The organism is Pseudomonas sp. NPDC089530 (genome assembly GCF_050280705.1).
In the GTDB taxonomy this organism is placed as follows: domain Bacteria; phylum Pseudomonadota; class Gammaproteobacteria; order Pseudomonadales; family Pseudomonadaceae; genus Aquipseudomonas.
This window is the reverse complement of record NZ_JBNNVU010000006.1, coordinates 18,955-35,171: the sequence shown is the minus strand read 5'-3', so window position 1 is coordinate 35,171 and position 16,217 is coordinate 18,955. Positions and strand designations below refer to the sequence as shown.

Genomic DNA, 16,217 nt, shown 5'->3' with positions numbered 1-16,217 from the left:
GGCGTATGTATGCCCGTCAGGAACATGGAAGCCTACTGAACGGTACCCCCCGGAGAATCCTCAATGAGCAGTGTTGTTGCCACCGTCAAAAGCATTGTCGGCCAAGTTTTCGTCGTATCCCCCGAAGGGGTCCGCCGTGTACTCGTTGAGGGCGATCGTCTGTATGTAGGCGACCAGGTCGACACCGGCCTGGCGGGGGCCGTCAGCCTGGAACTGGCCGATGGCCGGGTCCTCGACCTGGGCCGCGACACGCAGTGGAGCGCCAGCGCTCCGGACTCCAGCACCGACGTGACCGAAGCCGCCGCGCAAGCCGCGCCATCGGTCGCCGAACTGCAGCAGGCGATCGCCGCCGGCGCCGACCCGACCACCGACCTGGAAGCCACCGCGGCCGGTCCGAGCGCCGCAGGTACTGGCGGCGCTGCCGGCGGCGGCCACAGCTTCGTGATGCTCGATGCCACGGCGGGCCGGGTCGACCCGACCATCGGCTTCCCGACCGCGGGCCTCGGTGCGGCGGGAACCGTAGCGCAAGACACCACCGGCGCGCTGACCAACAATGGCAACAACGGCACGGCCGAGGTGCTGCGCGGCGCGACCCTGACCCTGAGCGCGACCCCGACCATCACCGAAGCCGGCGGCGTGCTGGTGTACACCGCGACCCTGACCCAGGCCCCCCTGACCGGCCTGACCATCACCTTGTCCAACGGCTCGGTGATCGTGATTCCGGCCGGGCAACTGACCGGCACCATCAACGTTCCGCTGGCACCGAACGACACCGTCTACAACGACCCGAAACAGATCAGCGTGGGCGTCACCGGCACCACCGGCGGCGGTGGCCTGGTCGTGACTGTCGACCCGACGCCAGCCGTCACCCAGGTCACGGACACGGTGGACACCACCACCGTGACCCTGACCGCGGACACCGGCGTGACCGAGGGTGGCCAGATCACCTATACCGCGACCCTGACCAACCCGGCCCAGACCCCGGTCACCGTGACCCTGTCCAATGGCTCGACCATCACCATCGACGCCGGCCAGACCATCGGCACCGTGGTGGTCAATACGCCACCCAATGACGTCTACAACAACGGCAGTACCGTCAGCACCACCATTACTGGCGCTACCGGCGGCAACTTCGAGAACCTGGTACCGAACACCACGCCAGCGGTGACCACCATCACTGACTCGGTGGACACCACCGGCCTGAGCCTGACCGCCACCGGCACCGTGGTCGAAGGCGGCCAGATCACCTACACCGCGACCCTGACCAACCCGGCACAGACCCCGGTCACCGTGACCCTGTCCAATGGCTCGATCATCACCATCGACGCCGGCAAGACCACAGGCACCGTGGTCGTCGATACCGCGGCCAACGATGTCTACAACAACGGCAGCACCGTCAGCACCAGCATTACCGGCACCACCGGCGGCAACTTCGAGAACCTGGTGCCGAACACCACGCCAGCGGTGACCACCATCACCGACTCGCCGGATGCCACCGGCCTGACCCTGTCGGCCACCGGCACCGTGGTCGAAGGCGGCCAGATCACCTACACCGCGACCCTGACCAACCCGGCGCAGACCCCGGTCACCGTGACCCTGTCCAACGGTTCGACCATCACCATCGACGCCGGTAAAACCACCGGCACCGTGGTCGTCGACACCCCGGCCAACGATGTCTACAACAACGGCAGCACCGTCAGCACCACCATTACTGGCGCTACCGGCGGCAATTTCGAGAACCTGGTACCGAGCACCACGCCGGCACAGACCCTTATTACCGACTCGGTGGACAACACCGGCCTGAGCCTGACCGCCACCGGCACCGTGGTCGAAGGCGGCCAGATCACCTACACCGCGACCCTGACCAACCCGGCGCAGACCCCGGTCACCGTGACCCTGTCCAACGGTTCGACCATCGTTATCGAAGCCGGTAAAACCACCGGCACCGTGGTCGTCGATACGCCGCCCAACGATGTCTACAACAACGGCAGCACCGTCAGCACCAGCATTACTGGCGCTACCGGCGGCAACTTCGAACAACTGACGCCCGACACCACGCCTGCGCAGACCGTCATCACCGACTCGGTGGACGACACCGGCCTGACCCTCTCGGCCAGCGGTTCGGTCGCCGAGGGCGGCACTATCGTCTACACCGCCACCCTGACCAACCCGGCCGGCACGCCGGTCACCGTGACCCTGAGCAACGGCGCGGTGATCACCATCGCCGCCGGCGCCACCAGTGGTTCGGTCAACGTTGCCGCGCCTGCCGATGACGTCTACAAGGACGCCGGCAAGGTCGAAGCGACCATCAAGGACGCCAGCGGCGGCAACTTCGAGAACCTGGTGCCGAGCACCACCCCGGCGGTGACCGATATCACCGACACCATCGACACCAGCACCGTATCGCTGACCGCCACGCCATCCGTGGCCGAAGGCGGCACCGTGGTGTACACCGCGTCCGTCACCGCTCCGGTTACCGGCTCGCCGCTGGTCGTCACCCTGTCCAATGGCCAGGCCATCACCATCCCGGTGGGCGAGTCTTCCGGTAGCGTCAATATTACGGCGCCAAACGATGCCCTGGCGGGCGGCAGCTCTCTGAGCGCGACCATTACCGGTGCGACAGGTGGCAACTACGAGAAGCTGGATGTCGATGGCAAGCCTGCCGACACCACCGTTACTGATACCCCGGACACTACAACGCTCAGCCTGACAGCGACTGACACCGTCGCTGAAGGTGGCTCGATCGTTTACACCGCCACGCTGACCAATGCTGCGGGCACTCCGGTGACCGTGACCTTGAGCAATGGCGCGGTCATTACCATCGCTGCGGGTGCGACCACCGGTTCTATCACCGTCGCCGCACCAGCTGACGACGTCTACAAAGACGCCGGCAAAGTCGAAGTCAGCATCAAGGATGCGACTGGCGGTAATTTCGAGAACCTGGTGCCAAGCACTACCCCGGTCGTCACCGATGTCACTGACACTATCGACACCTCGACGGTCAGCCTGACCGCGACTCCGTCTGTAGCCGAAGGCGGCATCGTGGTTTACACCGCGTCCGTGACTGCTCCAGTGACCGGTGCGCCGCTGGTGGTCACCTTGTCGAACGGCCAGACCATCACTATTCCGGTGGGTGAGTCGTCCGCGACAGTGAACTTCACCGCACCAAACGACGCCCTGGCCGGCGGCAGCTCGCTGAGCGCGACCATTACCGGTGCGACAGGCGGCAACTACGAGAAGCTGGATGTCGATAGCAAACCTGCCGACACCACAGTCACCGACACACCAGACACTACAACGCTCAGCCTGACAGCGACCGACACTGTGGCCGAAGGCGGCTCCATTGTTTACACCGCCACGCTGACCAATGCTGCCGGTACTCCGGTGACCGTGACCTTGAGCAACGGCGCGGTAATTACGATCGCTGCTGGTGCAACCACCGGTTCTGTCACCGTCGCCGCACCAGCTGACGACGTGTACAAAGACGCCGGCAAAGTCGAAGTCAGCATCAAGGACGCGACTGGCGGTAACTTCGAGAACCTGGTGCCGAGCACCACCCCAGCGGTGACCGATGTCACCGACACCATCGACACCAGCACCGTCTCGCTGACCGCCACACCGTCTGTGGCTGAAGGCGGCATCGTGGTTTACACCGCCTCCGTCACTGCTCCGGTTACTGGCGCACCGCTGGTTGTGACCCTGTCCAACGGCCAGACCATCACCATTCCGGTGGGTGAGTCGTCCGCGACAGTGAACTTCACCGCACCAAACGACGCCCTGGCCGGCGGCAGCTCCCTGAGCGCGACCATTACCGGTGCGACAGGTGGCAACTACGAGAAGCTGGATGTCGATGGCAAGCCTGCCGACACCACCGTTACTGATACCCCGGACACTACAACGCTCAGCCTGACAGCGACTGACACCGTGGCTGAAGGCGGTTCCATCGTTTACACCGCCACTCTGACCAATGCGGCAGGCACGCCGGTCACCGTGACGCTGTCGAACGGTGCCGTCATTACCATCGCAGCCGGTGCGACCACTGGTTCCGTCACCGTCGCCGCACCAGCTGACGACGTGTACAAAGATGCCGGCAAGGTTGAGGTCAGCATCAAGGATGCGACCGGCGGTAACTTCGAGAACCTGGTGCCGAGCACTACGCCGGCCGTCACCGATGTCACTGACACTATCGATACCTCGACTGTCTCGCTGACCGCGACTCCGTCCGTGGCTGAAGGCGGAATCGTGGTTTACACCGCGTCCGTCACCGCTCCGGTCACTGGCGCACCACTGGTGGTCACTCTGTCGAATGGCCAGACCATCACCATCCCGGTCGGTGAGTCTTCCGGTACCGTGAACTTCACCGCGCCGAACGATGCCTTGGCTGGCGGTAGTTCCCTGAGCACCACCATCACCGGTGCGACGGGTGGCAACTACGAGAAGCTGGATGTCGACAGCAAACCTGCCGACACCACAGTCACCGACACACCAGACACTACAACGCTCAGCCTGACAGCGACCGACACTGTGGCCGAAGGTGGCTCCATTGTTTACACCGCGACCCTGACTAACGCGGCTGGCACGCCAGTCACCGTGACTCTGTCGAACGGTGCGGTGATCACCATTGCTGCTGGTGCAACTACCGGTTCTGTCACCGTCGCCGCGCCGGCCGATGATGTGTACAAAGACGCCGGCAAAGTCGAAGTCAGCATCAAAGACGCGACTGGCGGTAATTTCGAGAACCTGGTGCCAAGCACCACCCCAGCCGTCACCGATGTCACTGACACCATCGACACCTCGACTGTGTCGCTGACGGCGACTCCGTCCGTGGCTGAAGGCGGCATCGTGGTATACACCGCGTCCGTTACCGCTCCGGTCACTGGCGCACCGCTGGTGGTCACTCTGTCGAATGGCCAGACCATCACCATCCCGGTCGGTGAATCGTCCGCTACCGTGAACTTCACCGCGCCGAACGATGCCCTGGCTGGCGGTAGCTCGTTGAGCGTCACCATCAAGGACGCCACCGGCGGCAACTACGAAAAGCTGGATGTCGATAGCAAACCAGCTGACACCACCGTTACCGATACGCCTGACACCACCAACCTGACCCTCAGCGCGACCGATACCGTGGCTGAAGGCGGATCGATCGTTTACACCGCGACCCTGACCAATGCTGCGGGCACTCCAGTGACCGTGACCTTGAGCAACGGTGCGGTGATTACCATCGCCGCCGGCGCGACTACAGGGTCCGTGACTGTCGCGGCGCCAGCTGACGATGTGTACAAGGATGCCGGCAAGGTCGAAGTCAGCATCAAGGACGCCACTGGCGGTAACTTCGAAAACCTGGTGCCGAACACCACGCCGGCTGTCACTGACGTGACCGACACCATCGACACCTCGACCGTCAGCCTGACCGCTACGCCTAGCGTCGCTGAGGGTGGTGTTGTGGTTTACACCGCCTCCGTGACCGCCCCGGTCACCGGCGCGCCGCTGGTGGTCACCCTGTCGAATGGCCAGACCATTACCATTCCGGTCGGTGAATCGTCCGGCACCGTGAACTTCACAGCGCCGAACGATGCCTTGGCTGGCGGTAGCTCGTTAAGCGTCACCATCAAGGACGCCACCGGCGGCAACTACGAGAAGCTGGATGTCGACAGCAAGCCGGCTGACACCACCGTTACCGATACCCCGGACACCACGTCCCTGACGCTGACTGCGACCGACACAGTGGCTGAAGGCGGTTCGATCGTTTACACCGCGACCCTGACCAATGCCGCGGGCACCCCGGTGACTGTGACCTTGAGCAATGGCGCGGTAATTACCATCGCTGCGGGTGCCACCACTGGCTCCGTCACCGTCGCCGCGCCTGCCGACGACGTCTACAAAGATGCTGGCAAGGTCGAAGTCAGCATCAAGGACGCGACTGGCGGTAACTTCGAGAACCTCGTTCCGAACACCACCCCAGCTGTCACCGATGTCACCGACACCATCGATACCTCGACTGTCTCGCTGACCGCGACTCCATCTGTGGCAGAAGGTGGCATCGTGGTTTACACCGCGTCCGTCACCGCTCCAGTCACTGGCGCACCACTGGTTGTGACCCTGTCCAACGGCCAGACCATCACCATCCCAGTGGGTGAGTCTTCCGGTACCGTGAACTTCACCGCACCGAACGATGCGTTGGCTGGCGGTAGCTCGTTGAGCGTCACCATCAAGGACGCCACCGGCGGCAACTACGAGAAACTCGACGTCGATAGCAAACCAGCTGACACCACAGTTACCGACACGCCTGACACCACTAATCTGACCCTGAGCGCGACCGATACTGTCGCCGAGGGCGGTTCGATCGTTTACACCGCCACCCTGACCAACGCTGCTGGCACGCCAGTCACCGTTACGCTGTCGAACGGTGCGGTAATCACCATCGCTGCAGGTGCGACCACGGGCTCCGTGACCGTCGCGGCGCCTGCCGATGACGTCTACAAGGACGCCGGCAAAGTCGAAGTCAGCATCAAGGACGCGACTGGCGGTAACTTCGAGAATCTGGTGCCGAGCACTACGCCGGCCGTCACCGATGTCACCGACACTATCGACACTTCGACCGTCAGCCTGACGGCTACGCCTAGCGTCGCTGAGGGTGGTGTTGTGGTTTACACCGCCTCCGTGACTGCCCCGGTCACCGGCGCGCCGCTGGTTGTCACCCTGTCGAATGGCCAGACCATCACTATTCCAGTGGGCGAGTCTTCCGGCACCGTGAACTTCACCGCGCCAAATGACGCCCTGGCCGGTGGCAGCTCGCTGAGCACTACCATCACTGGCGCTACCGGTGGTAACTACGAAAAACTCGATGTCGACAGCAAACCTGCCGACACCACAGTCACCGACACGCCAGACACTACAACGCTCAGCCTGACAGCGACCGACACTGTGGCCGAAGGCGGCTCCATTGTTTACACCGCCACTCTGACCAATGCTGCGGGCACTCCAGTGACCGTGACCCTGTCGAATGGCGCCGTCATCACCATCGCTGCTGGTGCAACCACCGGTTCCGTGACCGTGGCGGCACCGGCCGATGACGTCTACAAAGACGCCGGCAAGGTTGAGGTCAGCATCAAGGATGCGACTGGCGGTAATTTCGAAAACCTGGTGCCTAGCACTACCCCAGCGGTCACCGATGTGACCGATACCATCGATACCTCGACTGTCAGCTTGACCGCGACGCCTAGCGTCGCGGAGGGCGGTGTTGTGGTTTATACCGCGTCCGTCACTGCTCCAGTTACCGGCGCACCGTTGGTTGTCACTCTTTCCAACGGTCAGACCATCACCATCCCGGTCGGCGCCAGCAGCGGTACTGTGAACTTCACAGCACCAAACGATGCCCTGGCCGGTGGCAGCTCGCTGAGCGTCACCATCAAGGACGCCACCGGCGGTAACTACGAGAAACTGGATGTCGATGGCAAACCGGCTGACACCACCGTCACCGATACGCCTGACACCACTAATCTGACCCTGAGCGCGACCGATACTGTCGCTGAGGGTGGATCGATCGTTTACACCGCGACCCTGACCAATGCGGCCGGTACGCCAGTGACCGTGACCCTGAGCAATGGCGCAGTAATCACCATCGCAGCAGGCGCGACCACTGGTTCCGTCACCGTCGCAGCGCCAGCCGACGATGTGTACAAGGATGCAAGTAAGGTTGAAGTCAGTATCAAGGACGCCACCGGCGGCAACTTTGAAAACCTGGTACCGAGCACTACTCCGGCGGTGACCGATGTCACCGATACCATCGACACCTCGACTGTTTCGTTGACCGCTACCCCATCCGTGGCCGAAGGCGGCATCGTGGTGTACACCGCGTCCGTGACCGCTCCGGTTACCGGTGCGCCGCTGGTTGTGACCCTGTCCAACGGTCAGACCATCACCATCCCAGTCGGTGAGTCGTCCGCTACCGTAAACTTCACAGCACCGAACGATGCCCTGGCCGGCGGTAGCTCCCTAAGCACCACCATCACGGGAGCCACTGGTGGCAACTACGAGAAGCTGGATGTCGACAGCAAGCCTGCCGACACCACCGTTACCGATACCCCGGACACCACCAACCTGACCCTCAGCGCCACTGATACTGTGGCTGAAGGCGGTTCGATCGTTTACACCGCAACCCTGACCAATGCCGCTGGCACTCCTGTCACCGTGACCCTGTCGAACGGTGCGGTGATCACCATCGCAGCAGGCGCGACTACGGGTTCCGTCACCGTGGCCGCACCGGCCGATGACGTCTACAAGGACGCCGGCAAAGTCGAAGTCAGCATCAAGGACGCGACTGGCGGTAATTTCGAGAACCTGGTGCCAAACACCACCCCAGCCGTCACCGATGTCACTGACACTATCGATACCTCGACTGTCAGCCTGACGGCGACTCCGTCCGTGGCTGAAGGCGGCATAGTGGTTTACACCGCGTCCGTCACCGCTCCGGTCACTGGCGCACCGCTGGTGGTCACTCTGTCGAATGGCCAGACCATCACCATCCCGGTTGGCGCCAGCAGCGGCACCGTGAACTTTGTTGCCCCTAACGACGCCCTGGCCGGCGGTAGCTCCCTGAGCACCACCATCAAGGACGCCACCGGCGGTAACTACGAGAAACTGGATGTTGATAGCAAGCCAGCTGACACCACAGTCACTGACACACCAGATACGACCAATCTGACCCTCAGCGCGACTGAGACCGTGGCTGAAGGCGGATCGATCGTTTACACCGCTACCCTGACCAACGCTGCGGGCACGCCAGTCACCGTTACGCTGTCGAACGGCGCGGTAATCACCATCGCTGCAGGTGCGACCACGGGCTCCGTCACCGTCGCCGCGCCGGCCGATGATGTCTACAAGGACGCCGGAAAAGTCGAAGCGACCATCAAGGACGCTACCGGCGGCAACTTTGAAAACCTGGTACCAAGCACTACCCCAGCCGTCACCGATGTCACTGACACCATCGACACCTCGACTGTCAGCCTGACGGCTACTCCGTCTGTGGCCGAAGGCGGCATAGTGGTTTACACCGCGTCTGTCACTGCTCCGGTTACTGGTGCACCGCTGGTCGTCACCCTGTCCAATGGCCAGACCATCACCATCCCGGTGGGTGAGTCCTCTGGCACCGTGAACTTCACCGCGCCGAACGATGCCCTCGCCGGCGGCAGCTCCTTGAGCACCACCATTACTGGTGCGACAGGCGGCAACTACGAGAAACTCGATGTCGACAGCAAGCCGGCTGACACTACGGTTACCGACACTCCAGACACCACCAACCTGACCCTCAGCGCGACCGAGACTGTCGCCGAGGGCGGCTCGATCGTTTACACCGCGACTCTGACCAACGCAGCGGGCACTCCGGTGACCGTGACCTTGAGCAATGGCGCGGTCATCACCATTGCAGCGGGTGCTACTACCGGCTCCGTGACCGTCGCGGCTCCGGCTGACGATGTGTACAAGGATGCAGGCAAGGTCGAAGTCAGCATCAAGGACGCGACTGGCGGTAACTTCGAGAACCTGGTGCCGAACACTACTCCGGCGGTGACCGATGTCACCGATACCATCGACACCTCGACTGTTTCGCTGACCGCGACTCCGTCCGTGGCAGAAGGTGGCATCGTGGTGTACACCGCGTCCGTGACTGCTCCAGTCACCGGTGCGCCGCTGGTCGTCACCCTGTCCAACGGCCAGACCATCACTATTCCGGTCGGTGAATCGTCCGGCACTGTGAACTTCACCGCGCCGAACGACGCCCTGGCGGGTGGCAGCTCCCTGAGCACCACCATCACCGGCGCCACCGGCGGCAATTACGAGAAGCTGGATGTTGATAGCAAGCCGGCGGACACCACTGTCACTGACACTCCGGACACTACGTCCCTGACCCTCAGCGCGACCGAGACTGTCGCCGAGGGCGGCTCGATTGTTTACACCGCAACCCTGACCAACGCCGCGGGCACGCCAGTGACCGTGACCCTGAGCAACGGCGCAGTAATCACCATCGCTGCCGGTGCAACCACTGGCTCCGTGACCGTCGCTGCGCCTGCCGATGACGTCTACAAAGACGCCGGCAAAGTTGAGGTCAGCATCAAGGACGCGACTGGCGGCAATTTCGAGAACCTGGTTCCGAATACCACCCCAGCTGTCACCGATGTCACCGACACCATCGATACCAGCACCGTCTCGCTGACCGCGACTCCGTCCGTGGCTGAAGGCGGCATCGTGGTTTACACCGCGTCCGTCACCGCTCCGGTCACTGGCGCACCGCTGGTGGTCACTCTGTCGAATGGCCAGACCATCACCATCCCGGTCGGCGCCAGCAGCGGCACTGTGAATTTCGTAGCGCCAAACGATGCCCTGGCTGGCGGTAGCTCCCTGAGCACCACCATCAAGGACGCCACCGGCGGCAACTACGAGAAACTGGCCGTCGACAGCAAGCCTGCCGACACCACCGTCACCGACACTCCGGACACCACCAACCTGTCCCTGAGCGCCACCAACACTGTGGCCGAAGGCGGCTCCATCGTTTACACCGCAACCTTGACCAACGCTGCCGGCACTCCGGTAACCGTGACTCTGAGCAACGGTGCCGTAATCACCATCGCGGCTGGCGCAACCACCGGTTCCGTGACTGTCGCGGCACCAGCCGACGACGTCTACAAAGACGCCGGCACCGTAGAGGCCACGATCAAGACCGCCACCGGCGGCAATTTCGAGAACCTGGTCACCAGCACGACTCCGGCCGTGACCAACGTCACCGATACCATCGACACCAGCACCGTCTCGCTGACCGCGACTCCATCCGTGGCCGAAGGCGGCATCGTGGTGTACACCGCCTCCGTCACCGCTCCGGTGACCGGTTCGCCAGTGGTCGTGACCCTGTCCAACGGCCAGACCATCACCATTCCGGTCGGCGCCAGCAGTGGCACTGTGAATTTCGTAGCCCCTAACGATGCCCTCGCTGGCGGCAGCTCCCTGAGCACCACCATCAAGGACGCCACCGGCGGCAACTACGAGAAACTGGCGGTCGACAGCAAGCCTGCCGACACTACCGTCACCGACACTCCGGACACCACCAACCTGACGCTCAGCGCCACCAACACTGTGGCCGAAGGCGGTTCCATCGTTTACACCGCAACCCTGACCAATGCGGCGGGCACGCCTGTCACCGTGACCCTGAGCAACGGCGCGGTAATCACCATCGACGCTGGCAAAACCACCGGCTCCGTGACCGTGGCCGCCCCAGCAGACGACGTCTACAAAGACGCCGGCACCGTGCAAGCCACGATCAGTACCGCCACCGGCGGCAACTTCGAGAACCTGGTCACCAGCACCGCCCCGGCCGTGACCAACGTCACCGACACCATCGACACTTCGACCGTCAGCCTGAAAGCCACGCCGTCGGCCGCGGAAGGCGGAACCGTGACCTACACCGCCACCGTGACCTCGCCGGTCACCGGTTCACCGGTAGTCGTGACCCTGGCCAATGGCGAGAAGATCACCATCGCGGTCGGCCAGACCACTGGCTCGGTGAGCATCACCGCACCGAACGATGTCCTGGTTGGCCATACGCCGCTGAGCAACTCGATCAGCAACGTCAGCGGCGGCAACTTCGAGAACCTGGTGGCCGACAAGACGCCGGTCAGCACCACCGTGACCGATACGCCGGACACCACCAGCCTGTCGCTCAGCGCCACCAGCACCGTGGCCGAAGGCGGTTCGATCGTCTACACCGCCACCCTGACCAACGCCGCCGGCACGGCGATGACCGTGACCCTGAGCAACGGCGCGGTGATCAACATCGCCGCTGGCGCCACCAGCGGCAGCGTGACCGTGGCCGCGCCAGGCGACGATGTGTACATCGACGCCGGCAACGTCAGCGCCCGCATCACCGCGACCACCGGCGGCAACTTCGAAAACCTGGTGCCGAACACCACGCCGGCGGTGACCAACGTCACCGACACCATCAACACGACCACCGTGAGCATCAACGGCAGCACCTCGGTCACCGAAGGCCAGACCGCGACCTACACCGTCAGCCTGACCAACCCGGCGCAGACCGAAGTCACTCTGAAGATCAGCTACAGCGGCACCGCCGCCGACGGCTCGGACTTCACCGGCGTCTACACCGTGAAGATCCCGGCCGGCGCCAGCAGCGCCAGCTTCAACGTCGCCACCATCGACGACAAGATCACCGAGGGCACGGAAAACTTCGTGGTCAAGATCGACTCGGCCAGCGGCGGCAACTTCGAGAGCCTGGTGGTCAGCGGCACCAACGGCAGCGTCACCACCTCGATCATCGACAACGATGCACCGCCGGTGATCGACCTGGACGCCAACAACTCCAGCGGCGCCACCGGGGCCGACTACAAGGTGACCTTCACCGAGAACACCCCGGGCGCGGGCGTGTCGATCGCCGACACCGACCTGAGCATCACCGACCCGGACAGCACCATGCTGACCGGCGCCACCATCGTGCTGACCAACCGTCAGCCGGGCGATGCGCTGAACCTGGGCAACAGCGTCAACGGCATCAGCATCAATGCCAACAGCCAGGCGGGGACCATCACCCTGACCCTGACCGGCAATGCGACGCTGGCCGACTACATGCAGCAGATCAAGAACATCACCTTCACCAACAGCAGTGAGGACCCGAGCACCACGCCGCGGATCATCACCGTGACCGTGACCGATGGCAGCAACTACTCCAACGTCGCCACCACCACGGTCAACGTGGTCGCGGTGAACGACGCGCCAGTGGCCACCGGCGGCGCCGTGACCGGCACCGAGGACACCGCCCTGACCCTGAACTGGGCCACTTTCGGCGTCAGCGACGTCGACAGCCCGGCGGCCAGCCTGGGCGTGAAAATCACCCAGCTGCCGGGCGACGGCAAGCTGCAGTACCTCGACGGCTCGACCTGGAAGGATGTGGCCAACAACCAGACCTTCAGCAAGGCCGATATCGACGCCGGCAAGCTGCGCTTCGTCCCGGACGCCAACGAATCGGGCGTCGACGGCTACAACGGCAGCGGCGTGGGCAACCAGCAGGCCGACTACGCGCAGATCAAGTTCCAGCCCACCGACGGCCAGGCGCTGGGCAACACCGGCACGGTGAAGATCGACATCACCCCGGTGGCCGACGCGCCGACCCTGAACGTGGCCAGCAACAACGTGAACTCCATCGGCCTGCTCAAGGAGTCCTGGACCAGCCTCAGCGGCCTGGGCACCAACGGCAACGGCATCACCGGCGATGCGCTGAAAGCGGTCTTCGACAAATCCGGCAACCCGACCAGCAGCACCACGGTGACCAATGCCCAGTCCGACGCCAGCGTCCCGGGCGGCAGCGGCTCGAAGACTTCCGGCCTGATCTACCTGGAAGCCGGCAAGACCTACAGCTTCAGCGGTACCGGCGACGACAGCCTGCTGATCACCATCGGCGGCAAGAACGTGGCTACCGCGCTCTGGGGCTCGGGTGGCGGCATCAGCGGTTCGTTCACCCCGACCACCAGCGGCTACTACACCCTGGACATCTACCACGCCAACCAGAGCGGCCCGGGCAGCTATGACGTCAATCTGTCGGTCAATGGCAGCACGCCGGTCGACCTGAGCAACGCCAACATTCCGATGTACCCGAACGAAACCGCGTTGAACAACGCCGGCGTGACCCTCTCCGAGCTGCACGGCAGCAACGGCGAAGGCTACTACGACGGCTACAAGCTCAACGAAGGCGCCGAAGGCGGCAGCGTCAAGCTGACCAAGATCACCACCGCCCTGACCGATACCGACGGCTCGGAAAGCCTGAGCGTGAAGATCGGCGGCATTCCGGCAGGCTCGGTGCTCAGCGATGGCGCCGGCCACACCTTCACCGCCGGCAGCAGCGTCAGCGAAGCCAATGTCACCGGCTGGAACCTGGGCACGCTGACAATCACTCCGCCGCCGTACTACAACGGTTCGTTCAACCTGACCGTGACCTCGACGTCCACCGAGTCCCTGGGCGGCTCGGCCAGCACCACGGCGCAAATCCCGGTCACCGTGTACCCGGCGACCTACAACGCCAGCGTCGCCACGGCGAACGACGACAACTTCGTCGGCACCGACGGCAACGACATCATGGTCGCCGACATCGGCGGCCTGAACGTGGTGCAGGGCAAGAACTACAACATCGCATTCATGGTCGACAGCTCCGGCAGCATGAGCGCCTCCTCGCTCCAGGCCGCCAAGAACTCGCTGACCACGGTGTTCAACACCCTGAAGAACAGCCTGGGCAGCAGCACCTCGGGCACCGTGAATATCTTCCTGGCGGACTTCGATACCCAGGTCAACAAGCAGGTCTCGGTGAACCTGAACGACCCGAACGCCCTGACCCAGCTCAAGGCGGTCCTGGACTCCATGGCGTCCGGCGGCGGCACCAACTACGAAGACGTGTTCAAGACCACGGCCAACTTCTTCCAGAGCGGCGCGGCCACCGGCAATACCAACGCGACCAACCTGACGTACTTCATCACCGACGGCAAACCGACGTACTACCAGTCCGGCGAGCAGACCAACCCGATCCTGTACGGCAGCACCCGGCTCGATAGCGTGATCACCACCAGCAACTATAAGTTGGGCGATACCGTTCGGCTGCAACCGGACAGCACGCACCTGATCGACATCAACAGCAGCGGCAGCGTCACGGTATGGACCCAGGCCTGGGGTAGCTGGTCCAGCTACAACGCCGGCACCCTGCACGCCCAGGGCGACGGCACCTATGAGCTCTCCAACCTGAACGGCCTGGGCTACGACACCGATAGTGCCACTACCAACAACTCCAACAGCGGCTTCGCCCTGCTGAGCAATCTGTCGCAGGTGGAAGCGATCGGCCTGAACAACGACATCAAGCTCAACGACCTGAAGCCCTACGACACCGATGGCAAGCCACAGACCAACATCGACCCGTCGGACCTGGCCAACGCCATCCTCGGCCACACCGAGGCGACGCTGCCGGGGGCCGATACCGTCAATGGCGGCAATGGCAACGACATCCTGTTCGGCGACCTGGTGAGCTTCAACGGCATCGCCGGCGAGGGCTACCAGGCCATGCAGGCCTTCGTGGCGCAAAAGACCGGCGTGGCCGCGAGCAGCGTCACCACCGCCAACGTGCACCAGTACATCACCGAGCACTACACCGATTTCGATGTCTCCGGGGCCCATGACGGCAATGACACGCTGCTGGGTGGTGCCGGCAACGACATCATCTTCGGCCAGGGCGGCAACGACCTGCTCGACGGTGGCAAGGGCAACGACATCCTGCTGGGCGGTACCGGCAACGACACGCTGATCGGTGGCTCGGGCAATGACATCCTGATCGGTGGTTCGGGTGCCGACACCTTCGTCTGGAAGGCGGGCGACACCGGCAACGATGTGATCAAGGACTTCAAGGCCGGCGAAGGCGACCGTATCGACCTGCGGGATCTGTTGCAGGGCGAGAGCGCCAGCACCATCGACAACTTCCTGAAGATCACCACGGTGGACGGCACCTCGACCCTGCAGGTCAGCTCCGAAGGCAAGCTCAACGCGGCCGGTGGCATCGCCAACGCGGACGTGACGATCAAGCTCGAAGGCAACAACTGGTCCAACACCAGCATCAGCTCGCTGATTGCCGGCAGCGACCCGACCATCAAGATCGACCACAACAACAGCTGATCCACGGCCTCCCGGCCACCCGTCCCGGGTGGCCGGTGCTTGCGGTCGTGACGGTTGCGCCGCTTTGGCTGCATACTCGCGAGCAACGCGCGCGGTGGTCTATGCCACCGACAGCCTGATGCCGGACCATATTTCGAGGGATTTCTCATGTTCTACGTGCAACGCGATGCACAGGGCAAGCTGGTTCGCGTGGAACCCGCGCCTTACGCCGAGGCCACGGAAACGCTGGCGGCCGACCACCATGAGGTCCAGGAGTGGTACGCCAACGAAGTGGTGGAAGTCAGCCTCAAACAGCTCAAGCAGAGCGACCTGGAGATGATCCGGGTCCTCGACGACCTGATCCAGGTGCTGACCAGCAAGGGGGTGATCCGCATCACCGACCTGCCGGCGGCGGCCCAGGCCAAGCTGCTGGACCGGAGCCACGCGCGTGAAGCCCTGGGTGGCTTGAGCCATCTGATCAACGACGACGAAACCGGCCTGATCTGAAACGCACCGGCCCGCCGGCTCCCGCC

At 63.6% G+C, this 16,217-nt stretch carries 2 protein-coding genes; both read left to right on the top strand.

Annotated elements, in window-relative coordinates; genetic code table 11:
* Window positions 1–63 precede the first annotated feature (63 nt).
* Window positions 64–15,705, top strand: coding sequence for a LapA family giant adhesin (locus ACQKQA_RS03800; RefSeq protein WP_427553691.1), 15,642 nt, complete (start codon window positions 64–66; stop codon window positions 15,703–15,705).
* Between the two features lie 147 nt (window positions 15,706–15,852).
* Entirely contained in the window at window positions 15,853–16,191 is a 339-nt protein-coding gene (locus ACQKQA_RS03795) for a tryptophan synthase subunit beta (protein ID WP_427553689.1), read from the top strand.
* Window positions 16,192–16,217: the final 26 nt, after the last annotated feature.